General features: G+C 67.9%; 22 protein-coding genes. 15 read left to right on the plus strand and 7 right to left on the minus strand.

Features of this window, described 5'->3' with window-relative positions:
* The first annotated feature begins 214 nt into the window (after positions 1-214).
* Positions 215-1,765, plus strand: coding sequence for a phospholipase D family protein (locus tag U4012_RS16385; protein WP_321799942.1), 1,551 nt, complete (start codon positions 215-217; stop codon positions 1,763-1,765).
* Between the two features lie 138 nt (positions 1,766-1,903).
* Here U4012_RS16385 and U4012_RS16390 read toward each other — a convergent pair whose 3' ends face one another.
* A complete protein-coding gene (locus U4012_RS16390; protein ID WP_321799944.1) occupies positions 1,904-3,739 on the minus strand; it encodes a S53 family peptidase in 1,836 nt (611 codons plus the stop codon).
* Between the two features lie 745 nt (positions 3,740-4,484).
* Entirely contained in the window at positions 4,485-4,742 is a 258-nt protein-coding gene (locus U4012_RS16395; protein WP_321799946.1) for a hypothetical protein, read from the minus strand.
* Here U4012_RS16395 and U4012_RS16400 point away from each other — a divergent pair.
* Positions 4,722-4,937, plus strand: a complete 216-nt coding sequence (locus U4012_RS16400; protein ID WP_321799948.1) for a hypothetical protein — start codon at positions 4,722-4,724, stop codon at positions 4,935-4,937. The two genes, U4012_RS16395 and U4012_RS16400, sit on opposite strands and share 21 nt — an antisense overlap.
* A gap of 73 nt (positions 4,938-5,010) precedes the next feature.
* Here the strand turns inward: U4012_RS16400 and U4012_RS16405 are convergent, their stop codons facing one another.
* Together U4012_RS16405 and U4012_RS16410 are read right to left on the minus strand one after the other, a co-directional pair.
* The gene (locus tag U4012_RS16405; RefSeq protein ID WP_321799950.1) at positions 5,011-7,491 is read right to left on the minus strand and encodes a mechanosensitive ion channel domain-containing protein; all 2,481 of its coding nucleotides are present in this window, start codon (positions 7,489-7,491) and stop codon (positions 5,011-5,013) included.
* Positions 7,492-7,843: 352 nt separating this feature from the next.
* Positions 7,844-8,803, minus strand: a complete 960-nt coding sequence (locus tag U4012_RS16410; protein ID WP_321799952.1) for an LLM class oxidoreductase — start codon at positions 8,801-8,803, stop codon at positions 7,844-7,846.
* Between the two features lie 1,183 nt (positions 8,804-9,986).
* Between U4012_RS16410 and U4012_RS16415 the strand changes: the two genes are divergently transcribed.
* The 4 genes from U4012_RS16415 (at position 9,987) to U4012_RS16430 (ending at position 13,576) form a co-directional block, all read left to right on the plus strand.
* Positions 9,987-10,883, plus strand: coding sequence for an NAD-dependent protein deacetylase (locus U4012_RS16415; protein WP_321799954.1), 897 nt, complete (start codon positions 9,987-9,989; stop codon positions 10,881-10,883).
* Positions 10,880-11,521, plus strand: a complete 642-nt coding sequence (locus U4012_RS16420; protein ID WP_124570558.1) for a DUF938 domain-containing protein — start codon at positions 10,880-10,882, stop codon at positions 11,519-11,521. Before U4012_RS16415 ends, U4012_RS16420 begins: the two co-directional genes overlap by 4 nt.
* A 97-nt stretch (positions 11,522-11,618) precedes the next feature.
* Positions 11,619-13,031 carry an NADP-dependent phosphogluconate dehydrogenase gene (gene gndA, locus U4012_RS16425; protein WP_044845293.1) on the plus strand — a complete coding sequence of 471 codons (1,413 nt, stop codon included), beginning with the start codon at positions 11,619-11,621 and terminating at the stop codon, positions 13,029-13,031.
* Between the two features lie 200 nt (positions 13,032-13,231).
* Positions 13,232-13,576, plus strand: coding sequence for a DUF4148 domain-containing protein (locus U4012_RS16430; protein WP_044845294.1), 345 nt, complete (start codon positions 13,232-13,234; stop codon positions 13,574-13,576).
* A 115-nt stretch (positions 13,577-13,691) separates the two neighbouring features.
* On the opposite strand, the gene U4012_RS16435 is transcribed toward U4012_RS16430, so the two are convergent.
* Positions 13,692-14,012, minus strand: a complete 321-nt coding sequence (locus U4012_RS16435) for a hypothetical protein (protein WP_044845295.1) — start codon at positions 14,010-14,012, stop codon at positions 13,692-13,694.
* A 427-nt stretch (positions 14,013-14,439) separates the two neighbouring features.
* Here U4012_RS16435 and U4012_RS16440 point away from each other — a divergent pair, with 427 nt between their 5' ends.
* Positions 14,440-15,174 carry a peptidoglycan DD-metalloendopeptidase family protein gene (locus U4012_RS16440; RefSeq protein ID WP_044845296.1) on the plus strand — a complete coding sequence of 245 codons (735 nt, stop codon included), beginning with the start codon at positions 14,440-14,442 and terminating at the stop codon, positions 15,172-15,174.
* Positions 15,175-15,222: 48 nt separating this feature from the next.
* Here U4012_RS16440 and U4012_RS16445 read toward each other — a convergent pair whose 3' ends face one another.
* A complete protein-coding gene (locus U4012_RS16445) occupies positions 15,223-15,861 on the minus strand; it encodes a Pr6Pr family membrane protein (protein WP_321799960.1) in 639 nt (212 codons plus the stop codon).
* 231 nt (positions 15,862-16,092) lie between these two features.
* Here U4012_RS16445 and U4012_RS16450 point away from each other — a divergent pair, with 231 nt between their 5' ends.
* From U4012_RS16450 to U4012_RS16470, 5 genes are all read left to right on the plus strand, one after another.
* The gene (locus tag U4012_RS16450; protein ID WP_044845297.1) at positions 16,093-16,629 is read left to right on the plus strand and encodes a cytochrome b; all 537 of its coding nucleotides are present in this window, start codon (positions 16,093-16,095) and stop codon (positions 16,627-16,629) included.
* Positions 16,630-16,785: 156 nt separating this feature from the next.
* Positions 16,786-17,154, plus strand: a complete 369-nt coding sequence (locus tag U4012_RS16455) for a DUF2946 domain-containing protein (protein WP_321799963.1) — start codon at positions 16,786-16,788, stop codon at positions 17,152-17,154.
* 83 nt (positions 17,155-17,237) lie between these two features.
* A complete protein-coding gene (locus U4012_RS16460) occupies positions 17,238-19,370 on the plus strand; it encodes a TonB-dependent copper receptor (RefSeq protein ID WP_321799965.1) in 2,133 nt (710 codons plus the stop codon).
* Between the two features lie 232 nt (positions 19,371-19,602).
* Positions 19,603-20,697: a triacylglycerol lipase gene (locus U4012_RS16465; RefSeq protein WP_321799967.1), complete on the plus strand. Its 1,095-nt coding sequence runs from the start codon at positions 19,603-19,605 to the stop codon at positions 20,695-20,697.
* Between the two features lie 3 nt (positions 20,698-20,700).
* Positions 20,701-21,735 (plus strand): lipase secretion chaperone, encoded by a 1,035-nt coding sequence (locus tag U4012_RS16470; protein WP_321799970.1) that lies wholly within the window; start codon positions 20,701-20,703, stop codon positions 21,733-21,735.
* Between the two features lie 21 nt (positions 21,736-21,756).
* On the opposite strand, the gene U4012_RS16475 is transcribed toward U4012_RS16470, so the two are convergent.
* Positions 21,757-23,283: a PLP-dependent aminotransferase family protein gene (locus tag U4012_RS16475; protein ID WP_124521332.1), complete on the minus strand. Its 1,527-nt coding sequence runs from the start codon at positions 23,281-23,283 to the stop codon at positions 21,757-21,759.
* A 108-nt stretch (positions 23,284-23,391) separates the two neighbouring features.
* Here U4012_RS16475 and U4012_RS16480 point away from each other — a divergent pair, with 108 nt between their 5' ends.
* The 3 genes from U4012_RS16480 to U4012_RS16490 all read left to right on the plus strand — a co-directional run bounded on the left by U4012_RS16480 (position 23,392) and on the right by U4012_RS16490 (position 26,979).
* Entirely contained in the window at positions 23,392-24,486 is a 1,095-nt protein-coding gene (locus U4012_RS16480) for an ABC transporter ATP-binding protein (protein WP_044845303.1), read from the plus strand.
* 78 nt (positions 24,487-24,564) lie between these two features.
* Entirely contained in the window at positions 24,565-25,611 is a 1,047-nt protein-coding gene (locus U4012_RS16485) for an ABC transporter substrate-binding protein (protein WP_044845304.1), read from the plus strand.
* Between the two features lie 93 nt (positions 25,612-25,704).
* Entirely contained in the window at positions 25,705-26,979 is a 1,275-nt protein-coding gene (locus tag U4012_RS16490; protein ID WP_321799975.1) for an ABC transporter permease, read from the plus strand.
* Positions 26,980-26,996: the final 17 nt, after the last annotated feature.

A 26,996-nucleotide genomic window follows, 5' to 3' on the forward strand; every position in this document is an offset into this window, starting at 1 on the left:
TGTCGAACGTGTTCACGTCCGCGTCGCATGTCGTATCGCCGCCACCGGGAAACACGGAGCGCGTGCCGTCCCGATGTCAATCGAAGTATGCTGTGGCGCGACCGGCGCGCGCGCTCGGGATTCGTCCAGCGTGCGGACCGGGGATCCGCGCCGCGCCCCGTCCGGCAGCCAGAACAAACACAAACAGACTTCGCCCGACCGTGGGGTGGCCATCATGATCATGTTGCGTTCGTGGAGTGCGATTCTCTCGTTGCTGATGCTTGCCGCGTGCGCCAGCCTGCCGCCGCAGGCTGATCGTGCGCCGACGCATGCGTTCTCCGATACCGAAAACACGCGCCTCGGCGCGGCGTTCCGCCAGCAGGCCGCCACCCATCCTGGGCAGGATGCGTTTCATCTGCTGCGCGACCCGGTCGATGCGCTCGACGCGCGCGTGCTGCTCGCCGATCGCGCGGACCGCTCGCTGGACCTTCAGTACTACATCTGGCACGACGACCTGACCGGACACGAGCTCGCGGATGCGATCATCCGCGCGGCCGATCGCGGGGTCCGCGTGCGCGCGCTGCTCGACGATCTCGGGACGAACGCGGACGACCGCAAGCTGCTCGAGATCAGCTCGCATCCGAACATCGAGATCCGGCTCTTCAATCCGGTCGCCACGCGCCACTTCAAGAAGATCGGCACGGTGCTCGAGTTCTCGCGGGTCAACCGGCGCATGCACAACAAGGCGATGATCGCGGACAACCAGGCGGCGATCGTCGGCGGCCGCAATATCGGCGACGAGTACTTCGGCGCGTCGTCGATGCTGGAGTTCGGCGATCTCGACGTGGTCGTGCACGGCCCGGTCGTGAACGACATCTCGACCGAATTCGATACGTTCTGGAATTCGCCGTATGCATATCCGGTCGATGCGCTGGTCGGGCACGACGCGGCGCCCGGCGGCCTCGACCGGGAGCGCGAACGGCTGCGCGATTACCTGCGCGCGATGGAGGACAATCCGTACGTGCTCGAGGCGCGGCAAAGGCTCGACCAGATCGTGCACGGGCAGGGGACCGAGCTGTCGTGGGGGCGCGCGACGGTCCTGTACGACGATCCGGCGAAGATCGCACGCTCGCCGAAGGACAGTGACGGGCACCTGATGCCGCAACTGCGCGCACTCGCGCTGCGGCCCGAGCAGGAGCTGCTGATCGTGTCGCCGTACTTCGTGCCGGGCAAGGAGATGGTCGAACGGCTGCGTGCGCTCACGGCGCGCGGCGTCCGAGTGACGATCCTGACCAACTCGCTCGCATCGACCGACGTCGCGGCCGTGCATGCCGGCTACCGGCGCTATCGGCGCGATCTCGTCGAAGCCGGCGTGCGGCTTTACGAGCGACGCCCGTCCGGCGACAAGAGCATCTCGAAGCAGGTCATCATCGGCTCGTCGCGCGCATCGCTGCATGCGAAGACGTATGTGTTCGATCGCAAGAGCATCTTCATCGGGTCGATGAATCTCGACCCGCGCTCGCTGAACCTCAATACCGAGATCGGCGTTTACTGCGAGAGCCCGGCGATTGCATCCGAAGTCGCGACGGACCTGGAGCCGCGGCTCGATCGAATCGCGTGGCGCGTCGAAGCGAGGACCGATCCGGGCGGGAAGGGGCGCCTCAAGTGGATTCAGACCGACGCGGACGGGAAGGTGACCGAACTCGATCACGAACCGGAAGTGTCGGCGGCGCGGCGCATGGAAGTGTGGTTTCTCGGCTTGTTTCCGATCGAATCGCAGCTGTGATTTCGCCTGCGCGCGACAGCCGCGGGCGACGCGTGCCGACGGTCGTCGTCGATCGGGACGCGCCGCGTGCACTGTCGCCGACACGGTTCCGGGCGCGCGAAATGACCCGCACCCGGAACCGCACCGCTCATCGCACGATCAGCGCGCGAAATCCGCCGTGCCCTGGATGAACGCGTTCAGCTTCGAGATGTTCACGCTGCCGAAGCCCGTCGTCGCATCCCAGCCGGCCTTCGCCTTGTAGCCGTACGTGCCGCTGCCGTTGTTGCCGGACGTCACGTCGTGCAGCAGCGCCGCATTGCTCGGGAAGTACTTGTAGATGCTCGACGCCGGGAACCCGAGCGCGTTGTTGTTCGCCGATTGCAGCCGCGCCCAGATGCCGGTGAAGATCGGCGCGGCGAGGCTCGTGCCGCCTTCGTTGTTCAGGTAGCCCGAGCCCCACAGCGTGTCGGACGTCTGGCCGTTCACCACGAGGATCGCGCCGGTGCGCAGGTCGGCGTCGAAGCCGACGTCCGGCAGCGCGCGCTTGGTCGACCCGGTGAGGCTCGACGATTGCCACGCCGGCGCGGCTTCGTACTTGCTGTAGCCGCCGCCTGTCGACCACACGGTGCCCGGCTGCCAGCTCGGATCGTTCCAGACGATTTCGCTGTTGTACGCATTGGTCGACGTATTGGTGAACAGCGTCGTGCCGCCCACCGCGATTACGTACGGCGACGTCGCGGGCTCGCTCACGGTGTAGGTCGAGCGCGACGGCGTGCCGCTCGCGCATTCGTACGCACCGTGGTCGCCGGCCGACACGGAGAAGGTCTGCCCCTGCGCGACGGCCTGCTTGAAGATCGTGTCGTCGGTCGCTTGCGAGCCGGTGCTGTACGAGGACGATTCGCACACGCCGAGCGACACGTTGATGACTTTCGCGACGTTGTCGCTCACCGCCTTGTTGTACGCGGCGGTGATCGCCGTGAGCGTCATCGACGGTGCCACGTAGAACACGACCTGCTTCACGCTGCCGCCGGCGGCGCCGACGATCGACTGGCTGTCGAGGTTCCATTCGACGGTGCCGGATGTATCGGTGTACGAACTGCCTGACGGACCCGTCGGCACGACGCTGCTGCTGATCGTGCCGAGGCCGTTGTTCGCGGCGAACGTGTTGAGGTCGCTGACGGTCTGCGACAGGTCGCCTTCGGCGATGATGCCGACCGTGGTCTGCGAGGCCGTCGGCGTGCCGTCGCCGCCGTAGAGCGACGAGAATTCCGTCGGGTTGTGCGGCACCGCGGATGCGCCGGCGGGGATCGCCAGGTTGCTGGTGTTGCCTTGCGGCTTGCTGCCCGCGCCGGTGTGCATGAGCTCGACGTTCTGCAGGCCCAGCACCGCGCCGACGATGCCGCCGATCGCGTTCGGCACCTGCGCGGCATCGGTGTTCGCGTAGACGCTGCGGCCGTTGCGCGTGAAGCGCTTGAGCGTCGTGCGGAACGCCGACTTGATCGTTGCCGCGGTGCCGGAGGCGGACACGAGCAGGCGGTTCGGCGCAACCACGATGTTGACGAAGCCGGCCTGGCGCAGGTGCGCGACGACGGAGGCGACCTGCTGGTCGGTCGGCGCGTACTGCGCGGCGAACTGCGCCGGCGTGAGGAACTGCTTGTAGTGCGGCGAGCCGGGCGTATGCAGGTCGTGCAGGTACTGGTCGAGTTGCGCTTCGTTGCGCAGGTTCAGCCCGAGCACGATGTCGACCGATTCGCCGGGCGCCATCTCGGTGGCTGCCGCGGCAGCGGCGGCGGTGCTGGCCGCCGGCGCGCCGGCGGTACTGCTGCTTTCACCTTGCTGGACGAGCGGCAGGAAGCCCTTGGTGCGCGTTTCCGTCCAGCCGGCGGCCGGTGCGGCATGGACGCTCGCCATGCCGAACGAAGCGGCTGCCGCGGCGGCGAAGGCGAGCTTGACGATGCGGATGTGCTTTTGTTTCTTGTCTGCAACCTGATTCATGTTGAATTACCCCTCCGGTTGAACATCGAACGGCACGAACAACGACGGTCGACAGCGGCGCGGATCGTGCGCCGCCGATATCCGCCGCGCTCGCGCGGATGGCGCGGACGCGACGGGGCCTTTCGCCCGGTCCGCAAGGGTGGTGATCCTCCGGGGGCGAAATGCTGGAATGCTCGGCAATGGAGGCGCTGCGCCGCGAAGCAGGGCGGCCGCGCCAGCGGGTTTGATGCAGGCGGGATGACTAGAGCAACAGTTTCGGTGTCCTGCTCATTCGGTTCGATCCTTCGGCCCGCTGCCGGACGGCAGCTGCCCAATCAATTGCATCGGGATGTTGCATGCGCCAACGGAAGAAGAGGCGGTCGGCGGCGAGAACGTCGGTGTGGCGCAAGCGCAATGCGTCGAGCGGAATCGATTGCGTGGTGGACAATTCGTCAGATTGCTTGAATCGGACGGTATCAAGAACGAAAGTTCGGTGTCAAACTTTTTCTGATTATATGAAACAAAATTAAATTGAATAAGCTGAAATGATTTTGAAAAATTGCGGGGTATTTTGTAATTTTCAAAGACGCTTTCGGATGTAATGACGCATCGGCGTGCCGGATAATTGACGATTCGATTCGTAATGAGCGAATGGTTGTGGAGGAAACATTCGAGCCGTAGACACCGGCTGAGCCGGTCATGCGTCGCGCAGCGCGCTCGCCGGCGAATGCGTAACGCAATCCGGTCTGCCATCCGCACGGAAACTTCAACGGCGCTCCCGTCGCCGAAGCTCGAGCTTCGGCGTGTCGTGCCGCTCGACGGCCTGCAGGTCGTCGACGAGCCGGAACAGGCCGTCGATACAGTGCAGCAGGCGTTCGTCCGGCGCGTCGCCGCTTGCCGACGCAAGTGTCTTGATCTCGTCGAGCCGCGCTTCGAGTTCCGCAAGCGGCGCGCGCACGATGCGGTCCGCATCGGCGGGCGAGGTCGTTTCGAAGGTAGTCGCGTGCTTGAGGCGAACGGTCATGGCATTGAAGTCCTCGATGAATTGCGACATGGCGCTCGGGCAACCGTCGCGGTAAGCCGCGCGCACCGAAAGATCGTCGGCGACGATCTGGCCGGCAGCGTGCGCGGCGGCGAGCGGGATGCCGGCGCGACGCCGGCCGCGCCGGCGAACGCAGCGAAGTGCGTTCGGCGCGCGAAGAAAACCGCCGCGCGTTGAGCGCTGCTATCCGTCGTTCGATGGCGCGCGCACGGCGCGACCGGCGGTGGTCGCGCCAGCGGCATCCGTACGATCAGTCCGGCTTGCGCGCCGGCGCAACGGGCGGCGGCGGTCCGGCGTCCGGCGTGCCGGCGGCGTGGTCGCCGTTCTCATCGTTCTCGGGCGCGACGGGACGCAAACCTTCGTCATACGCGACGAGGCTGCGCTGCGGATTCGCGATCCGGATTCCGCGTTCGCGGAACAGCACCGCGATGCGCCGATTGAATTCGCGCTGCACGCCCCAGCGCGCCGAGTCCTTGCACTGGATCTGTCCTGCCAGCGCGATCGCCGCGCCGTCGACCTGGTCGATGCCCCAGTAGCTGAAGTCCGACAGGATGCCGTCCTTGTAATCCGGATCGTCGCGCAACGCGGCGCCGATCTCCTTCAGCGTCGCGATCGCGCGATCGATGTCCTGACCGTAGGCGATGCTGACCTTGACGGCCGCGTTGCCGAGCCCGCGATTCGTATTGTTGACGGTCGTCACCGAGCTGAACGGGATCGTGTACAGCGATCCGTCGCCCGCGCGCAGCCGCACGGTGCGGATCGACAGGTATTCGACCGTGCCGGATACGCCGGCGAGCGTGACCCAGTCGCCCACCTGCATCGCGTTCTCCATCAGCAGGAAGATCCCGGTGATGAAGTCCTGCACGAGCTTCTGCGAGCCGAAGCCGAGCGCGACGCCGAAGATGCTGGCGCCGGCGAGCAGCGGACCGATGTTCACGCCGATTTCGCTGAGGCCGGTCAGCACGACGACGAGCGCGATCATGATGAACAGCAGCGAACGCAGCATCGGCAGCAGCGTGCGCAAGCGCGTCGCGCGCACGAGGTTGCCTTCGCGTGTCCACTGCTGCAGGCGGCGCTCGATCGCGATGTTCGCGGCTTCCCAGACGATCAGCGCGACGACGGCTGCAATCGCGATCGTGATCAGCGCCGACGCGAGCCGATGGCCGATCGTGCCGGTCGCGAACGCGTGGAAGATCGGCACGCCCCAGGTCTGCAGCAGCAGCACGACGGTCACGACGGCGATCGCCGCCGACACGACCTGGCGCACCAGCGGGTAGTAGCGGTACGCGTGCAGGTGGACGAGCGTGCGGTCGTCGTCGCGGCGCTGGAACACCCGCGCGAGCGCGCCGAACACGACGATCGACACGATCCGCATGCCGATCATCACGGCGATCGAGCGGCCGCCGAGCGTGATCAGCACGCGGTAGCCGTTGTGGACGTCGAGCGCCCACACGAACCACAGCGCCATCACGACGAACACGGACACGGGCGCCCACGCGTCGGCGAGCGCATTGCCGACCATCGCGAAGGCCGGCCGATCCTCGCCGGCCGCGCGGATGCGCGCGGCGACCGGCTGGCGGCACCGGAGGATCAGCGCCGAGATCATCAAGTGGCCGACGAGCGCGACCGCCTTCAGCAGCGCGACGTGACCGGCGTCGCTGAGGCCGAAGCTCGCGGCGATCTCGACCGCGGCCGTGCTGGCGCCGACGACCATCACGATCCGCGCGATCGAGCGCTGCGCGAACGCGGCCCATGCATCGCTGATGTGCAGCAGCCGCAGCTGCCGCGCGTCGGGCTGGAAGAACAGCCGGCTGACGATCGTCACGAGGCGGCAGATCACGTAGATGTCGATCAGCGATTCGAGTGCCGTTTGGGTCGGCGTGCCGGCGCCGTCGAGGACCGACATCGTCAGGCTTGCGATGCCGACGAATACCAGCAGCGGTATCACCCGCAGTGCGAGGCTGACCAGCGCGCGCGGCATCCGGCGCAGCAGCGTGGTGTGGCGCCGCGCATGGCCGCGACCTTGCGACGACGTATCGGGCGTGCCGGTGCCGTCGGCGCGGGCAGCGGTGGCGGCCGGTTCCGGCGTCGAAGTGCGGTCGCCGGGACCGGGCGGTTCGGGTTCAGGTGAATCGGCGTTGGCATCGGCATCGGCCCGGTGCGACGATCCGGTGCGGCGCGCGCTCAGCGCGGCCAGCGCGCGCCGCAGCAGCCGCTTCGCGAACCATTCGACGGCGAGCGCGGGCACGAGCACGGCGAGGATGATCAAGATCGCGCGCGTGAGATCGGTACGTTGGTCGGCGCGTACGAGCCGCTCGTGCCACCAGTTGCCGACCGAGCCGACGTCGAGCAGCGAGCGCAGCGATTCGTTCAGCGCGCCGCCGATTTCACCGGCCCAGTGCGATCCCTGCCGCACGAGCATCGACGCGAGCCCGTTCGTCGTGAGTGCGGCCGGAGCGGTGCCAGCCGATGCCGCGCTGGCCGGCGCCGCGGCGCTCGCCGCAAGCGCGGGCGTGCTCAGCACGCCGACGGCCGCGATCGCGCGCAATGTCGTTTCGACCTGCTGGCGCTCGCGCGGGTTTTGCAGGACGGAGAGGGCCTGCTGCGCCTGCTGCGGCGTCAGCGCGGGCACGGCGCCGGAGGCGGCCGAGGCGACGGCCGGGGCAGGGGCGGCCGCGTGGGCGGCCGATACGACGGCGGCGAGCAGCCAGCCGAGCAGGAAATATCGCATGGGTAGGCGTGCGGGCGCGCATCGGAACGCGGCCCGCCGGTCTGGACGATGGACGGAAGTTAACATGATTGCCATCGGAACCGGATAGTTCCGTCGACGAATATTCGAATCGGGCATGCGGCAGGCGGTGCGGGCGTTTGCGCGCTGCCGTGCGGTTCCTTTCGCGTGGCGGTGTCTCGCGCCGGCCGTTCACGATCCGTGATGCGGGCAGGTCGTCGGGTGTTGGCACGCGGTCCCGCCGCAAGCGAAGGCGCAGGATCGGGAACGAAACGTGCTCGCCGGTGATTCGATGGGTGGCCAACCGTGGCTTCGACTATGGGCTATGGGTGGAGAATTCCGGATTCCTGATGAATCAACCCCGATCGTCGTGAAAGACCGGCAATACATGCTCGGCGATTTCCTCGATGACCTCGCGCACGGGCCGGTCCGAGCCGGGATTCAGCGTGACGTGGTGCGTGCCGGCTGCCCGCATGTCCCGCAGGATGTCGATGAGCGCATTCCGACCGGTCGCATAGCCGAGCGGCAGCGCGGTGGGCGGTGCATCGCGATTCGCATCGAGATCGAGCCGCATCGATACGCCGAACGCGCGAAAGCCCGGCGGTGCAAGCCGGTCGACGGCCGCGCGCCACATCGAATAACGAGCGCGCTGCGTGTCCGGGTCGCGATGATAGGTCATCCAGCCGATCGCGTTCCGTGCGATCCAGTCGACGCTCTGTCCGCCGGAGCCGACGGCAAGCATCGGCACCGCGTCGTCGCCGCGCGGCAGCAGTGTGAACTCGGGCGCGTCGGGTGGCGTCTCGTCGGGCAGCACACGGGACGGCACGCCGAGCGCGGCCGCGACGATGTCCCAATGCCGGCGATACCGGTCGCGCCGCGTTTGCGCGTCGACGCCGAACGCCGCATATTCGGGCGGCCGGTCGCCGGAGCCGAGGCCGAGGAGGAAGCGCCCGCCGGACAGCGTCGCGACCGACAGCGCGCCTTTCGCGATATGCAGCGGATGACGCAGCGGCAGCACGATCGCGCCGCTGGCAAGCACGATCCGGCGCGTGCGCGACGCGAGCGCGCCGAGCAGCACCCACGGATCGAGATGCCCGACCGGGTCGGGATAATCGGCGCTGTTGAGCGGCACGTCGCGAACCCACAGTGCGCGAAAGCCGAGCGAATCGGCCAGCGCCGCGAGTTCGAGCTGCTCGTTGAAATCCGCGACGGTATGGCCGCTGCGCAGCAGCGGCAGCGTCAGGCCGATCGACAGCCGCTCGGCCGAGAAAACGCGCCGCGCGACGTCGGCGCGGCCGGAGGCGGGCAGGGTCATGTCCATTCCTTGGAGACGGGGCGAAGCCGGTGCGCGCGCCGCACCGTGTCCGAATGCTAACGTGTTTGCGCGCCGCTTGCGGCGCGCGGCGGCATCGGCGGTATTGGCATGATCGGCACCTTCGGTCATCCGGCAATCAATCGGCATGAACGTACGTCAGCGCGTGGTGGCCGGTCTTGCGGCGAGCAGCGTGCTGTCCGTGGTTGCAGGTGGTGCTCACAGGTTCGACGAGCGCGTTCGACCATGCATGCGCGGCCAGGGTCGCGCGACTGTAAGCGGATCGTCGGCATCGAACCGACGCAAACGCGCCGCCGGCGCACGCGTCACATGCGTGCAACACCGGCGTCGCGTCCGGTGCGATCGATCGCGCGGGCCGTTTCCCCTCGTTTCACTTTCGAAACGTTCACGCTTGTCTGTCGCCGTGCGATTTGCATCGGGGTCGTTTCACCGCCCGCGCGGCCTTGCACGGCGAAGCATGGTGCGCTCCTTGCATGTCTGTATGCGCCGTGAGCGCGATCGCCGGGCGCAGCAGGGGCCCGGCCGTCGCTTCAGTAGGTCGGACGCATCGAAGACGGGGACAAGAGAATGAGAACAGACCGAATCGCAACGTGCCATGTTGCAAACATGAATCGCCGACCTGCCCGTGATTTCGCGTCGCCGTTGATTACGGCGACATGAGCGCGCGGCTTTTCGCTTCATCCGGACCCATCCGGTTCGTTCCGAACGACGACGTGCAGGTATGACGCACGAGGCCGACCCGTGCCGGTCGGCCGTCGGGGATGAACCGCCGGTGCGCGCGGATGGGCGACCATGACTTCCGGATCGTCATGCCGACGCGCGATACGCAGGCGCGCCGCACGCGAAGCATGCGTGCGTGTGCCGTGCGCCGTGCCGCGCGGCGATCCTCGCAAACATCAGGGCAATTTCAGGAATTCGAAGGTGTAGTCCTGGGGAAGGTCTGCCGGCGGCGCTGCGGCGGATCCGACGACATTGTGCTGTCAGTTGATCCACTACCCCGATGGATCAATTGTTGATGCGCCCATCGCCATGTGGTCGATGGGCGTCTTTTTTTGCGGCGCCGGTGTCGCGCGCGGACCGCCGGCCGGATCGCGCGGCGTTCTGTATCATGTGCTGGCGCGCCGGCCGCACGGCCGGCCACCGCGCCCGATCACGCGCCGCCAACATGAACGACATCACCTTGCCCGACCCCTCATCCGCCAGCATCGAACCGGCCGCGCTCGATGCGCTGCACGCGTTCGTCGAGCGCCATCCGCGGCTGCTCGTGCTGACCGGTGCGGGCATCAGCACGGATTCCGGCATTCCCGGCTATCGCGACCGCAATGGTCAATGGATGCGCTCGCCGCCGATCCAGCTCCACGAATTCCTCGGTTCCGACGCTGCGCGCCGCCGCTACTGGGCGCGCAGCATGATCGGCTGGCCCGTGGTGGGCCGTGCGCAGCCGAACCGCTCGCATGTCGCGCTCGCGCGGCTCGGCGGCACCGGCCGGATCGAGCGCCTCGTCACGCAGAACGTCGACGGGCTGCACCAGCGCGCGGGCAGTGGCGACGTGATCGAACTGCATGGCGGCATCAACGGCGTCACGTGCCTCGACTGCGGCGCGCATCACGCGCGCGCGACGATCCAGGCCGTGCTCGAAACGGACAACCCCGAGCTGCTCGGCGCGCACGCGGAACCCGCCGCCGACGGCGACGCGCATCTCGAATGGGCCGCGCTCGACACGTTCCGCATTCCTGCCTGCCCGGCCTGCGGCGGGCTGCTGAAGCCGGCGGTGGTGTTCTTCGGCGAGAACGTGCCGCGCGAGCGCGTCGCGCTGGCATCGCAGGCGCTCGATGCGGCCGATGCGCTGCTCGTCGTCGGCTCGTCGCTGATGGTGTATTCCGGCTACCGGTTCTGCGTGTGGGCCCAGGCGCAGAACAAGCCCGTCGCCGCGCTGAACCTCGGCCATACGCGCGCCGATCCGATGCTGACGCTGAAGGTCGAGGCGCGTTGCGCGCCCGCGCTCGACGCGCTGAACGCGCGGCTGGGCGTCGCCGGCAGCGCGCCGGAGCACGCATCGTGACCGGGCCGACGTCTTCGTCCGATCCGTCCGCGCGGCTGTCGGCGCCGGCGGCCGAGCGCAATCGCGGGCCGATCCTCGACGTGTTGCGCCGCGTGCTGCCAGCTACCGGCGACGTGCTCGAGATCGCGAGCGGCACCGGGCAGCATGCGGTCCATTTCGCGCAGGCGCTGCCGGGGCTGCGCTGGCAGCCGAGCGATCCCGACGCGCACGCTCGCCGCTCGATCGCCGCGTGGGTCGCGCATGCCGGCCTCGCGAACCTGGCCGAGCCGCTGGCATTCGACGTGCGCGACGCGTCGTGGCCGGCCGCGGCGTTCGACGCGATCGTCTGCATCAACATGATCCACATCTCGCCGTGGGCCTGCACCGACGCGCTGTTCGCCGGCGCGTCGCGCGTGCTGCGTCCGGGCGGCGTGCTGTTCCTGTACGGCCCGTATCGCCGCGCAGGCCGGCACACGGCGCCATCCAACGAGGCGTTCGACCAGCAGTTGCGCAGCCGCGATCCGTCGTGGGGCGTGCGCGATCTCGAGGCGGTCGTCGCGCTCGGCCTCGACCGCGGGCTCGACTGCATCGAGGTCGTCGACATGCCGGCGAACAACCTGAGCGTCGTGTTCCGGCGCCTGCCGCACGCGGAGCAATGACACGCAAGCGCGCATCGCGGCCGGGTTTCCACTATCCTTTCGCCTGTGCGCGCGGCCCGGCTCGGGTCGCGCCCCGTTTTTTCCGGAGAATTGACTAATGGGCAAACAAGCAATCGGTGTGATCGGGCTGGCGGTGATGGGCCGCAATCTCGCACTCAATATCGAGAGCCGCGGTTACGCGGTGTCGGTGTACAACCGCAGCCGCGAGAAAACCGACGAACTGATCGCCGAATTCCCCGGCCGCAATCTGGTGCCGACCTATACGCTCGAGGAGTTCGTCGCGTCGCTCGAGACGCCGCGCCGGATCCTGATGATGGTGAAGGCGGGCGAAGCGACCGATGCGACGATCGCATCGCTCAAGCCGCTGCTCGAGAAGGGCGACGTGCTGATCGACGGCGGCAATACGCACTTCACGGACACGATCCGCCGCAACCAGGAGCTCGCGCAATCGGGCCTGCATTTCATCGGCACCGGCGTGTCGGGCGGCGAAGAGGGCGCGCTGCGCGGCCCGTCGATCATGCCCGGCGGCCAGCGCGACGCGTACGACCTGGTCGAGCCGATCCTCAAGCAGATCGCCGCGAAGGCGCCGTCGGACGGCGAGCCGTGCGTGGCGTACATGGGGCCGGACGGCGCGGGCCACTACGTGAAGATGGTCCACAACGGCATCGAGTACGGCGACATGCAGCTGATCGCCGAGAGCTATGCGGTGCTGAAGGACGTCGCGGGCCTGACCAACGACGAACTCGGCGCGGTCTACACCGAGTGGAACCAGGGCGAACTCGACAGCTACCTGATCGAGATCACGTCGAAGATCTTCGGCAAGAAGGACGAAGAAACCGGCAAGCACCTCGTCGACGTGATCCTCGATCGCGCCGCGCAGAAGGGCACCGGCAAGTGGACCAGCCAGAACGCGCTGGACCTGGGCGTGCCGCTGCCGCTGATCACCGAGTCGGTGTTCGCGCGCGTGCTGTCGTCGCTGAAGACCGAGCGCGTCGCGGCCAGCAAAATCCTGTCGGGCCCGGCCGCCGCGCCGTTCGACGGCGATCGTGCCGCGTTCGTCGAAGCCGTGCGCCGCGCGCTGTACCTGAGCAAGGTGATCTCGTACGCGCAGGGCTTCGCGCAACTGCGCACGGCATCCGAAGAGTACGGCTGGAACCTCGATCTCGGGACGATCGCGAAGATCTTCCGCGCGGGCTGCATCATCCGCGCGCGTTTCCTGCAGAAGATCACGGACGCGTACGCGAAGGATCCGGCGCTCGCGAACCTGCTGCTCGACCCGTACTTCAAGGACATCGCCGCGAATTACCAGGCGTCGCTGCGCGACGTGGTGGTGGCCGCGGTGAAGGCAGGCGTGCCGGTGCCGGCGTTCGCGTCGGCGGTCGCGTACTTCGACAGCTACCGTTCCGAGCGGCTGCCGGCGAACCTTGTGCAGGCGCAGCGCGACTTCTTCGGCGCCCACACGTTCGAGCGTACCGACAAGCCGGGCAGTTTCCACGCGAACTGGTCGTAACCGGCAGGCGAGGACGGTATTGTTGCGAAATTCTATTCTTTGAGTAGGGTTTTTCGTTCCCGGATCCCGCAATTGTTGGTTCCGAGGAAACAGTGTTTTCGCTCTTTCATGGTTTTCCCTAGGTGATCTCGGGGCTAAACTTTGTTCCATCGCTGCAGACATGGTGTGTGCGGCGGAGCAAAAAAATCCCGGAGGTAATCATGAAATCGCTGATCGCAACGTTCGCTGCAGCTGCCGTCCTCGCCGTTCCCGCCGTCTCGTTCGCCCAACAGAACGCCCCCGTCACCCGTGCGCAGGTGAAGGCCGAACTGGCCCAGCTGCAACAGGCCGGCTACAAGCTGGGCAGCGACCGTACCGACTACCCGGCAAGCATCCAGGCAGCTGAAGCCCGCGTGAACCCGCAACAGAACGTCGCCGCTGCCGATACGAGCGGCTACGGTGCGCAACCGGCCGCCCAGCAAGAATCGGGCGCTCCGGCCGCTGCCAAGACCGGCTGGCAGGTCAAGCGCGTGTCGGACGGTGCACCGGTCTACAAGGGTCGTTGATCGTCATCGATCGCCGGCCGCATGGGCGGCCTGATCTGCCCCCCGCGCAGTACACGCAGCCCGTCGTTCCGAATCACGGAACGACGGGCTGTTTTCATTGGCTGCGCCCGCCGCGTCAGTGCAGCGGCCGCGGGCCGCGGCCGATGTCCCGGAACAGCGCGTCGCCCGGTTCCAGCGCCTGCAGCCATGCTTCGTCGTAGCCGCTCAGCGTGTCGAGCGCGTCGCGCAGCCGCTCGATCGCGAGTACCGGCAACTCGACGCTGTGCCGGGTAGCGCCGCTCAGGTGCGCGACGCTCGCCAGCTGGACGAGGGCGTCCGCGGCTTCGGCGACGTCCGTCGCGAACAGCAGGTGCCGGTTGAGCAGTTCGACGAGGCCGCTGGAACCGGCGAAATCCTCGGCGTTGAGCTGCACGGACAGAAACGTCGCATTGTTCATGGTTTTCTCCTCGTTATCGCTGGAACGTGCGGTGCTCCTCCGAGTATAGGAGGCGGCCGGCAGCGGGGCGGCGCTCATGGGCGCGATACGGCTGCCCGCCGCGGGACGGCCGGCCGGAAGTCCGCGGGATGACCCGCGCGGCGCGGCCTGCCGCCCGCCGGCCCCCGTTCGTGGCGCCGCAAGATTGTTGCCGGCCGGGGCGTCTGCCGCGGTCCTGACCGCGACAAATGGTATCTTTGCCGATCGGGACGACACAAAGATGGCGCGAAGAAGGGGCCGGTGAGCCTTTTCGCGTCGACGTCCCGCGGTGGAAACTGACGGCCGCGAGAGCGGTCGGATACTGGTTGGTCCGGCCGTTCGGCCGGACATCGTGCGTCGCACGCCGGAGGGCGGTGGGCGGCGCAACGACGCAAATCCGGGAGGACCCTTGAGAAAAACGATTCCGATCCACGATGCGCTCACGCGCTGGTTGCCGCAGGCGGCGTTCGTCGCCGCGGCCGCCGCGCTGACGGGCTGTACGATGACGCCGTGGACCGACAGCTGGCAGCCGGTGCGGCAGTCGACGCCGGCGTCGGTCGCCACGCCGGGCGTGATCGCCGGCTATTACCGCGTGAATCCGGGCGATACGCTCGCCGGCATCGCCGCCGCCTACGGGCAGCGCGTGCAGGACCTGGCCGGCTGGAACCACATGTCGCCGAATGACGCCGTGTATCCCGGCCAGGTGCTGCGCGTCGCGCCGCCGCCAGCCGCGACGTCGCTCGGGCAGCCGTCCGCGGCGGCCGCGCAGCCCGGCTCGCTGGCATGGCCGGCCACGGGTATCGTCGCGACGCCGTTCTCGGCCGGCAAGACGCGCGGCATCGTGATCGCCGCGTCGGGGCCCGACCGTTCGGTGCGGGCCGCGGCCAACGGGCGGGTGGTGTACGCCGGCTCCGGCGTCAAGGCGTATGGCCCGCTCGTGATCCTGAAGCACGACAACGGGCTCATTACGGCCTACGGGCACAATGGCAGGCTGCTCGTCAACGAAGGCGACGCGGTGCGCGCGGGCCAGCCGGTCGCCGAGATGGGCACCGACGCGAGCGGCCGCGCGACGTTCGAGTTCGAAGTCCGGCAGAACGGCAAGGTCGTCGACCCGATGAACTTCCTGCCGCGCAACGGCGGCTGACACGCCGCTTCACGACGTGTGCGCCGTGCGGCGCACACGCTCCCGCCTTCACCCTTCCTCGAGCGCCGTGGCGTCGGACTGCCTCGCATGATTGCCGAGCCAGCGGATGCCTAGCGCGAGCCCTGCCGCGCCGAGCGCGATCAGCGAGCACTGGATCGCGACCGGCAGGTAGCCGTGCGGCCGCGGATCGACGAACGGATAGGGATACCAGTTCTCCAGCGCGCCGCGCACGAGCGTATAGCCGAGATAGATCACCGGAAAGCCGAGCCACGCGACCGCGCTGCGCCACGGGATCGGCGAGCGCGGCTCCACGTACAGCCAGTCGCACAGCACCACGAGCGGCACGATCCGGTGCAGGACCCAGTTGTTGAGGGCCGGCGTGACGTGGCGCAGCGCATCGAGCCGTGCGAGCAGCAGTTCGTAGACGATCGCGGTGATCAGCACGTAGAGCACGGCGGCGCCGCGCATCGATTCGTAGCGGGCCGAACCGGGACGCGTGATGCGCGACAGCCCCGCGACCAGCATGGCCGCTGCATACAGGCTGCTCAGTTGGGTGAAGTAGCTGAGGTAGTTGCCGAGATGGAAGGCCGGCAAGCCCCAGTTGCCGGCGACGCTGTGCAGCGTGGTGGACACCGCGAGCAACGCGGCGATCAGCCGGTAGGCCGCAACGAAGATCGCTTTGCTCATGATGCCCGCGCAACGTCGCACCAAAGCTTCATCGTGCCACAGCCGCGCACACGCGCGATGCGGATTTTCCATATGGCGGCACCGTGTAACGGGCCGCGCGGATTCGTCGGATATTTGACCCGGTCGCACAACGCCGGCCACGCGCGAGGCTACAATCGGGGCAGCCGCCGGGCCCCGGCCAGCCCGGCACGGGCCTCCCCCGCATACCACACGAGAAACACGAGACAACGCATGAAAAACATCCTCGCGAAACAGACGCGCTACAGCGCGCCCGCAATTTTCTTCCACTGGGTCATCTTCCTGCTGGTGGCACTCGCCTACCTGGCCATCGAGATTCGCGGACCGAAAGGCAGCGACAGCCGCGTGTTCTGGATGAACGTGCACTTGCTGGCAGGCACGTTCGTGCTCGTGCTGTCCGTGCTGCGCGTGCTGTGGCGGATGGTCAGCCGCGTCCCGGAGCCGATTCCGCAGGCGACGCTGCTCAAGTGGCTGTCGATGCTCGCCCATGTCGCGCTGTATGTCTTCATCATCGCGCAGCCGCTGCTCGGCATCATGCTCGTCAACATGGGCGGCAAGCCCGTGTCGCTCGACTGGATCGGCGTGTCGTTCACGCTGTTCGGCCCCGACAAGGCGCTGCGGCCGACGATCAAGGAAGCGCACGAACTGATCGGCAACGCGTTCTACTTCGTGATCGGCCTGCATGCGCTGGCCGCGCTTTACCACCACTTCATCCGGCGCGACGACGTGCTGCGACGCATGGCGCCGTGATCGCCGCGCGCTGAAGCCGCGCAGCATCCGGGGGCGCATGGTTGTTGACGCAACCATGCGCCCCCGATCCGTTTACCCCGATGCGCGGCTGGCCATCGCGGCGAACATTCTGTAACATCTCGGCTGTTTTTACGTTCCGCTTACGCATCGCCGCGCATGCTGCACCGACATCGTCACCTGACCGCCTGGCTCGGCGTGTTCGCGATCTGGCTCGCGATCGCGGCGCCGCTGGTGTCGCAGTGGCGCATCGCGCAGGCGACGACTCCCGACGCAATCGTCTGTAGTGCAGAGCATGGTGCGCACCGTGCGCCCGATGCAGGCCACGCGCACGATCACGCGCGGCATCTCGATGCGTGCGGCTACTGCGGCTTCTTCGCGCACAGTCCAGCGATCGGCGGCGCGGCCGCCGTATCGTTCGCCTTCGTCCCCGCTCATGCCGTTTCCGCCGCCGCGCCGCATGCCGTCGCGGCGCGCGCCGACCGCTACCCGCGCGCATATCCACGCGCACCGCCCGAGCGCGCCTGACGCGCTGCCTTCCGTTTCTTTCATCGCCGATATCCGTGCGGTCCGTCGAGGCCGCGTGGAGGGCGTCACTCGGGCTTTCGATCATGACCATGCTTTCCTTGCGCGCGCCGAGGGCGTCGCGCCATTCCCGTGTGCGGCGCGTGCCGCGCATGCTGAAACTCACCGTTCCCGCGCTCGCCGTCGGCGCGATGACCGCGGCGGCGGCCGCGACCGAATCCGCACGTGCGTCCGGGGCGCCGACGGACGACGCGGCCACGCTGCTGCCGCCCGTCGAAGTCGTTGCGTCGCCGTTGACGACGCCGCTCGTCGTCGTCACGGATCCGAAGACGCCGCGCCAGCCGCTGCCGGCGAGCGACGGCGCGGACTACCTGAAGACGATTCCCGGCTTCACGTCGATCCGCAGCGGCGGGACGAACGGCGACCCCGTGCTGCGCGGGATGTTCGGTTCGCGGCTGAACATTCTCGCGAACGGGATGCCGACGCTCGGCGCCTGCCCGAACCGGATGGACGCGCCGACCTCGTATATCGCGCCGGAAAGCTATGACAAGGTCACGGTCGTGAAGGGCCCGCAGACCGTGCTGTACGGCCCCGGCGCCTCGGCCGGCACCGTGCTGTTCGAACGCGTGACGCCGCGTTTCGAGCGTCCCGGCATGCGGTTCGACGGCAGCGTGGTCGGCGGCTCGTTCGGCCGCAACGACCAGAACGTCGACGTGACGGCCGGCACGCCGGACGTCTACGGCCGCGTGACCGCGAATCACGCGCATGCGCAGGACTACGACGACGGCAACGGCAATACCGTGCCGTCGCAATGGGACAAGTGGAACGCCGACGCGGCGCTCGGCTGGACACCCGACGATCACACGCGCGTCGAACTGACGGCGGGCACCGGCGACGGCTATGCGCGCTACGCCGGGCGCGGGATGGACGGCGCGCATTTCCGCCGCGAGACGTTCGGCCTGTCGTTCGACAAGCGGCATCTCGGCGACGTGCTCGACCGGATCGAGGCGCGCGTGTACTACAACGAAGCCGACCACGTGATGGACAACTATACGTTGCGGCAGCCCGACCCGACCAGCAGCATGCCGATGCGAATGGCATCCGAGGTGCGGCGCCGCACGCTCGGCGCGCGGGCGGCGGCGACCTTCCGTTTCGGTGACGACTTCAAGCTCGTGACCGGCGTCGACGCGCAGTCGAACCGGCTCGACGCGCGCTCGGCGATGGGGCGGCAGAACTACGGCGACCAGCCGTGGGATGCGCAGGCGACGATGTGGAACGCCGGTGCGTTCGGCGAGCTGACGTGGTATGCGAGCGATGCGTCGCGCGTGATCGGCGGCGCGCGGGTCGACTACGCGAGCGCGCGCGACAAGCGTGCGACGACGAGCGGGATGATGGCGAGCAAGCCGAATCCGACTTTCGACGACGATCGCGCGCGCGTGCTGCCGAGCGGATTCGTGCGTTACGAGCGCGATCTCGCGTCGCTGCCGGTCACGTGGTACGCGGGGATCGGCCATGCGCAACGCTATCCCGACTACTGGGAGCTGTTCTCCGCGAAGCGCGGGCCCGCCGGCTCGATCAACGCGTTCTCGGCGGTGCAGCCGGAGAAGACCACGCAGCTCGACATCGGCGCGCAGTACAAGAGCGACCGGTTCGATGCATGGGTGTCGGCCTACGCGGGATATGTACAGGACTACATCCTGTTCAACTACGCGGCCGGGATGATGGGAACGACCACGCAGGCAACCAACGTCAACGCGCAGATCATGGGCGGCGAAGCCGGCGTGTCGTGGCGGCCGGTCGCGCCGCTGCGCGTCGAGACGTCGCTCGCGTATGCGTGGGGGCGCAACGCGACGAGCGGCGATCCGCTGCCGCAGATGCCGCCGCTCGAGGCGCGCTTCGGGCTCGAGTACACGCGCGGCGCATGGTCGGCCGGCGGGCTGTGGCGGGTCGTTGCGCCGCAGCATCGCTATGCGGTGAACGAAGGCAACGTGGTCGGCAAGGACTTCGGCCCGAGCGCCGGCTTCGGCGTGCTGTCGCTGCATGCGCAGTACAACGTCAGCAAGAAGGTGCAGATCTCGATCGGCGTCGACAACGTGCTGGACAAGGCCTACACCGAGCACCTGAACCTCGCCGGCAACGCGGGCTTCGGCTATCCGGCGAACGCGCCGGTAATGGAGCCGGGGCGCACGGCATGGGTGCGCCTGAGCGCGAAACTGTGACGTGCGGCGCGCGTGTGCGATGCAGCATGCGTGCGCGTGGTTGCAACCCCCGCCCGAACGGGCGGGGCGCGTCAACCGATTAGAGAACCGTATCTAGTCAGGGCGCAAACGTTCGCGACTCGTGATTCACTCCCGCATTCGATGCACACGGTACCCGCGACCGTTCGCGACGTGCCGTGCGCGTCGATCCGATCTCATTCGCACCGGCAGCACAATAATCAGGAGAACATGCATGGCCAGATCGATGCGTTCCAGGATGGTGGCAGGGGCAGTGGCATGCGCGATGAGCGTCGCGCCGTTCGCGGGGACGACCGCGGTGATGACGCTCGCGACGACGCACGCGGCGATGGCGGCAACCGCGCCGGCGGACAATTACGCGGCGACGCGTTACCCGATCATCCTCGTGCACGGGCTCACCGGCACCGACAAGTACGCGGGCGTGCTCGAGTACTGGTACGGCATCCAGGAGGACCTGCAGCAGCACGGCGCGACCGTCTACGTCGCGAACCTGTCGGGGTTCCAGAGCGACGACGGGCCGAACGGGCGCGGCGAACAGCTGCTCGCTTACGTGAAGACGGTGCTTGCCGCGACCGGCGCGACCAAGGTGAACCTGGTCGGTCACAGCCAGGGCGGCCTCACGTCGCGCTATGTCGCGGCCGTCGCGCCCGATCTCGTCGCGTCGGTCACGACGATCGGCACGCCGCATCGCGGCTCGGAGTTCGCCGATTTCGTGCAGGGCGTGCTCGCCTACGATCCGACCGGATTGTCGTCGTCGGTGATCGCCGCGTTCGTCAATGTGTTCGGCATCCTGACGAGCAGCAGCAACAACACGAACCAGGACGCGCTCGCCGCACTGAAGACGCTGACGACCGCCCAGGCCGCCGCGTACAACCGGAATTACCCGAGTGCCGGCCTCGGCGCGCCCGGCAGTTGCCAGACGGGCGCGCCGACGGAGACCGTCGGCGGCAATACGCACCTGCTGTATTCGTGGGCCGGCACGGCGGTCCAGCCGACCGTTTCCGCCTTCGGCGTCACGGGCGCGACGGATACCAGCACGATCCCGGTGATCGATCCGGCAAATGCGCTCGACCTGTCGACACTCGCATTGTTCGGCACCGGCACGGTGATGATCAATCGCGGCTCAGGCCAGAATGACGGGCTCGTGTCGAAGTGCAGCGCGCTATACGGGAAGGTGCTCGGCACGAGCTACAAGTGGAACCATCTCGACGAGATCAACCAGTTGCTCGGCGTGCGCGGTGCGTATGCGGAAGATCCGGTCGCGGTGATCCGCACGCATGCGAACCGGCTGCAGCTCGCGGGCGTGTGATCGATGACGACACGCGAAGGACGCGCGCCGCTCGCGCGGCGCGTTGTGGTCTACGGCGCAGTGGGGTTGGCGGCGATCGCCGGCGTCGCGATCTGTAGCGGCACGGCATCGCATCGCGGTGCCGACGCGACGCATGCGTCGGCGGATGCCGCAGCCCTCGGCGGCGTGAACGCCGCGCCGTCGCAGCCCGCATTGCCGGCGAGCGCTGGCCTGCCGCCGCCGCTCGCCGGCTCCAGTGCGCCGCGGCTGCCGCTCGACACCGGCGGCCGCCTCGCGAAGTCGCGCGCGGTGCGCGATTTCTTCGACTACTGCCTGACCGCGCGGAGCGACTTGAGCGCGGCCGCGCTCGATGCGCTCGTCGTGCGCGAGATCGCCGCCCAGCTCGACGGCACGGTCGCGCAATCCGAGGCGCTCGATGTCTGGCATCGATACCGCGCGTATCTCGACGCGCTCGCGAAGCTGCCGGAGGCGGGTGCGGTCGACAAGTCCGATCTCGGCGCGCTGCAACTCGCGCTCGACCAGCGCGCGTCGATCGCGTATCGGACGCTCGGCGACTGGAGCCAGCCGTTCTTCGGCACCGAGCAGTGGCGGCAGCGCTACGATCTCGCGCGGCTGAAGATTACGCAGGACCCTGCGCTGACGGAGGCGCAAAAGGCGGAGCGGCTCGCGGCGCTCGCGCAGCAGATGCCGGCCGACGAACGCGCGGCACGGCAGAAGGCCGACCGGCAGCAAGCCGCGCTCGACCAGATCGCGCAATTACGGAAGAGCGGGGCGACGCCCGATGCGATGCGCGCGCAACTGACGCAGACACTCGGCCCGGAAGCCGCCGCGCGCGTCGCGCAGATGCAGCAGGAGGACGCGTCGTGGCAGAGCCGCTACGCCGACTATGCGGCGCAGCGTGCGCAGATCGGCGCGGCCGGATTGTCGCCGCAGGATCGCGACGCGCAGATCGCCGCGCTGCGTCAGCGCATGTTCACGAAGCCCGGCGAAGCGCTGCGCGCGGCGTCGCTCGACCGCGGCGCGGCTGCCGCGCAGTAATGCGCGCAATCGCGCACGCGCTCATGCCGCGCGCGTGAAGCGCCGCGGCAGATGCTGTTCGATGGTGGCCGCGAGCGTGTCGAACGCGGGGCCGATGCGTTCGTGCGCGACGCACGCGTAGCCGAGCAGCAGCCCGCGCCGCGCAGTGTCCAGGCTGCTGTAGTAGCTGGTCAGCGGGCGCACGATCACGCCCGCGTCGAACGCGCTTTGCGTGACCGCGCGATCGTCGCACGTGTCGGGCAGGCCGAGCACCAGATGGAGTCCCGCCTCGTCGCCCATCACGGGCAACGCGTCGCCGAAGCGCGCATGGATCGCATCGATCAGCAACTGCCGGCGCTCGCCGTACAGCGTGCGCATCCGCCTGACGTGCGAAGTGAGGTGCCCGTCCATGATGAACTCGGCCAGCACGGCCTGCTGCATCAACTGGCCCTCGCGATACAGCTCCGACAGCCCGGTGCGGAACGTGTCGACCAGATGCTCCGGCACGACCATGTAGCCCATCCGCAGGCCCGGGAACAGCATCTTGCCGAGGCTGCCGACGTAGATCACGCGGCCGCCGTCGTCGAGCCCCTGCAGCGACGCGAGCGGGCGGCTGCCGTAGCGGAATTCGCTGTCGTAGTCGTCCTCGATGATCCAGCAGCGGTGCTGGCGTGCGTACTCGAGCAGCATCCGGCGGCGCGCGAGGCTCATCACCATCCCGAGCGGATACTGATGCGACGGCGTGACAAGCACGAGCCGCGGCGGATGCTGCATGTCGCCCGCGCTCGGATCGAGGCCTTCCTGGTCGACCGGCACCGGCGTGAGCGCGAGGCCGGTCGCCTGCAGCACGCTGCGCACGCCCCAGTAGCACGGCTCCTCGACCCACGCGCGATCGCCGATGTCGGACAGCAGCCGCACCGCGAGGTCGATCGACTGGTGGATGCCGGTCGTGATGATCACCTGGTCCGGCGTGCATTTGACCGAGCGCGCGACGCGCAGGTAGTCGGCGAGCGCGCGGCGCAGCGGCCGGTAGCCGCCGCCCGGCGCATAGGTCAGCAATTCGGGATTCGCTTCCTTCCACAGGCGCGCCTGCAGGCGGCTCCAGGTGCGGCTCGGGAATTCCGACACATCCGGCACGCCCGGCATGAACGCGCCCCACTGGCGCCGCGACACGCCCGCGTGCTCGATCAGCTGCCGGCCGCGCATCGACAGGCCGCCTTGTGCGTCCTGCTGCAGCGCCGCATCGGCATCGGACGGCGGCGGTGCGGCGGCGCCCGGCACGCGGATCGCGGCCGCGTCCGGCCGCGTGTCGGCCACGTAGGTGCCGCTGCCGGTCGTCGTCAGCACATAGCCTTCGGCCGTCAGCTGGTCGTACACGTGCAGCACGGTATTGCGCGCGATCGACAGGTCTGCCGCGAGCGTGCGCGAACTCGGCAGCTTTGTGCCTGGCCCTAATTCTCCGGTGAGAATGGCCTGCTGCATCAGTTGCAGCAGTTGCCGGTACATCGGCTCGGACGAGCCGCGGTCGAGACGGGCCGAGAGCCAGTCGCCCAGGATCACGGTATCCAAAGTGGTCCTACTAGGAATATTGAAATGGTTCCCTAGTATAGAACCGTGCGCGCCGTATAGTGGCTCGCATCTCAAAAACGTTTGTCGCGCAGCAAGGGGACAGCCACGATGAAGTCCGATGATGTGATCGTCAGCTTTCGCGGCGTGCGGAAGACCTACGACGGCGAGACGCTGGTCGTCAAATCGCTCGACCTCGATATCCACCGAGGGGAATTCCTGACGCTGCTCGGGCCGTCCGGCTCGGGCAAGACCACCTGCCTGATGATGCTGGCGGGCTTCGAGTTCCCGACGGGCGGCGAGATCCGCCTCGACGGGGAACTGCTGAATACCGTGCCGCCGCACAAGCGCAACATCGGCATGGTGTTCCAGAACTACGCGCTGTTTCCGCACCTGACGGTCGAGCAGAACGTCGCGTATCCGCTGACGGTGCGCAAGCTCGCGGCCGCCGAGCGCGCGGAGCGCGTCGCGCATGCGCTGAAGATGGTGCAGATGGAGCGTTTCGCGAAGCGCTATCCGGCGCAGTTGTCGGGCGGCCAGCAGCAGCGCATCGCGCTCGCGCGTGCCCTCGTGTTCGAGCCGAAGCTGGTGCTGATGGACGAGCCGCTCGGCGCGCTCGACAAGCAGTTGCGCGAACACATGCAGTACGAACTGAAGGCGCTGCACGAGAAGCTCGGCGTGACCTTCGTGTACGTGACGCACGACCAGGGCGAGGCGCTGACGATGTCCGATCGCGTCGCCGTGTTCGACAAGGGCATCGTGCAGCAGCTCGATACCGTCGACCGCCTGTACGAATCGCCGTGCAACGAATTCGTCGCGAACTTCATCGGCGACAGCAACCGGCTGCGCGGCACCATCGCGCGCGTCGACGGCGAATTCTGCGAATTCCGGCTGGACGACGGCACGCAGCTCGTCGGGCGCCGCATCGGCGACGCGGCCGAAGGCGCGCCGGCCGTCGCGTGCATCCGCCCCGAACGCATGAGCCTCGCGAACGGGCACATGAACGGCAGCACCGCCAACCGCGTCACCGGCGAGGCGCGCAGCCTCATCTATTTCGGCGATCACGTGCGCATGCGCTGCGCGCTGCCGGGCCAGGACGAATGCTTCGTGAAGGTGCCGCTCGGCACGGGCGCGCTCGACGCGTTCTCGCCCGGCGCGCCGGTATCGCTCGCATTCGCGCCCGAGCACCTGCGCGTGTTCGCCTGACACAGGGTTTTCCCGCTTTATCGCTGCACGTCGTCAACAACAACTGCCCACTTCCACCACGAGAGGAGAGGAACCATCATGAACGGAGCAAGCACTACCGCGCGTCGCACCGCGCTCGCACTGGCGCTCGCCGTCGTCGGCGCATCGGCCACGGCGGCCGAACTCACGGTCGTCAACTTCGGCGGCGCGAACGGCGACGCACAGAAGGCCGCATTCAACCAGCCGTTCGAGAAGGCAACCGGCAACAAGGTCACGGCCGTCGAGTACAACGGCGAGCAGGCGAAAGTGAAGGCGATGGTCGAGGCGAAGCACGTCAACTGGGACGTGGTCGAAGTCGAGTCGGGCGACCTGAACCGCGGCTGCGACGAAGGGCTGTACGAGAAGCTCGACTGGTCGAAGATCGCGAAGAAGTCCGACCTGATTCCGGAATCGCCGCAGGTGTGCGGCGTCGGTTTCTTCGTGTGGTCGACCGCGCTCTCGTACAACGCCGACAAGCTGAAGACCGCGCCGACCGGCTGGGCCGATTTCTGGAACGTGAAGAAATTCCCCGGCAAACGCGGGATGCGCAAGGGCGCGCGCTACAACCTCGAGTTCGCGCTGATGGCCGACGGCGTCTCGACGAAGGACGTATACAAGGTGCTCGGCACGAAGGCCGGCCAGGATCGCGCGTTCAAGAAGCTCGATGAACTGAAGCCGTACATCCAGTGGTGGGAAGCGGGCGCGCAGCCGCCGCAGTTCCTCGTGGCCGGCGACGTCGTGATGTCGACCGCGTACAACGGCCGCATCGACGCCGCGCAGAAGGAAGGCAAGAACCTGAAGGTCGTGTGGAACGGCAGCATCTACGACCTCGACTACTGGGCGATTCCGAAGGGCTCCCCGAACAAGGCGCTGGCCGAACAGTACATCGCGTACACGCTGACGCCGAAGCCGCAGCAAGAGTATGCGCATCACATCGCGTACGGCCCCGCGAACGTCGCGGCGATCAAGTCGCTCGACGCGAAGACGCTCGCGAACCTGCCGAACTCGCCGGCCAACGGCAAGAACGCGGTGCTGGAGGACATCGGCTTCTGGACCGACCACAGCGACGAGCTCGAGCAGCGCTTCGCCGCGTGGGCGACGAAGTAACCGCTACTCAGGTGTCCTGATGCAACCTGCCGCGCGGCGCGTCGAACGCGTCGCGCGGCATTCCGCCGGATCGAGCCCGGCCGGAGAGAACCGTTGAACACGATGACGATCGCTCCTTCCTCGCCGTCGACAGCCGCGCTCAAGCGCGAGCTGAAGGCCGCCGAGGCCCGCAAGCGCACGATGGCGTTGCTGCTGATCGCGCCGCTCGCGATCTTCCTGCTGCTCATCTTCGTCGTGCCGATCGGCACGCTGCTCACGCGCGCGGTGCAGAACCCGGAGATCGCGACCGCGCTGCCGAACACGGTGGCCGCGCTGTCGGGCTGGGACCGCAAGACACCGCCGGCCGATACCGCGTATGCCGCACTCGCGGCCGACATGACGAAGGTCGCCGACAGCGAGGCGATGGGCGCGCTCGCGCGGCGCCTGAACACCGAGATTCCCGGCTACCGCTCGCTCGTCGCGAAGACGGCGCGCGCGATGCCGCTGAAGGGCGAGGAGGGCGCGAGCACCGCGGCGCTGACACCCGCGCAGACCCGCGCGAAGCTGATCGACCTCGATTCGCGCTGGGGCGAACCCGCGTACTGGCAGGCGATCGCGAAGAACGGCAGCCAGGTGTCGCCGTTCTACCTGCTCGCCGCGCTCGACCACAAGCAGGACGGCTTCGGCCAGATCGTGCGGGCCGATCCCGACCAGTCGATCTATCTGGCGATTTTCGGCCGCACGTTCGTGATCGGCGTCGCGGTCACGCTGTTCGCGCTGCTGCTCGGTTATCCGCTCGCGTACTGGATCTCGACGCTGTCCGAGCGCCGCGCGAACCTCGTGATGATCCTCGTGCTGATTCCGTTCTGGACCTCGGTGCTGGTGCGCGTCGCCGCATGGATCGTGCTGCTGCAGAGCGAGGGGCTGATCAACACCGCGCTGATCGGCGCCGGGCTGATCTCGCATCCGCTGACGCTGCTGTTCAATCGCGTCGGCGTGTACATCTCGATGACGCACATCCTGCTGCCGTTCATGATCCTGCCGCTGTACAGCGTGATGAAGTCGATCCCGCCGACCTACCAGCGCGCGGCCGTGTCGCTCGGCAGCCATCCGTTCGCCGCGTTCTGGCGCGTGTACGTGCCGCAGACCTATCCGGGCGTCGGCGCGGGCGCGCTGCTCGTGTTCATCCTCGCGATCGGCTACTACATCACGCCCGCGCTGCTCGGCGGGCCGAACGACCAGATGGTCAGCTACTACGTCGCGTACTTCACCAACGTGACGATCAACTGGGGCATGGCGTGCGCGCTCGGCGGGCTGCTGCTCGCGGCGACGCTGGTGCTGTATGCGGTGTACGGGCGCTTCACGCGCACCAACGTGAGCCTCGGCTGAGCGCCGGGGACAGGAAA

The organism is Burkholderia sp. BCC1988, from assembly GCF_905339895.1.
Lineage (GTDB): Bacteria > Pseudomonadota > Gammaproteobacteria > Burkholderiales > Burkholderiaceae > Burkholderia.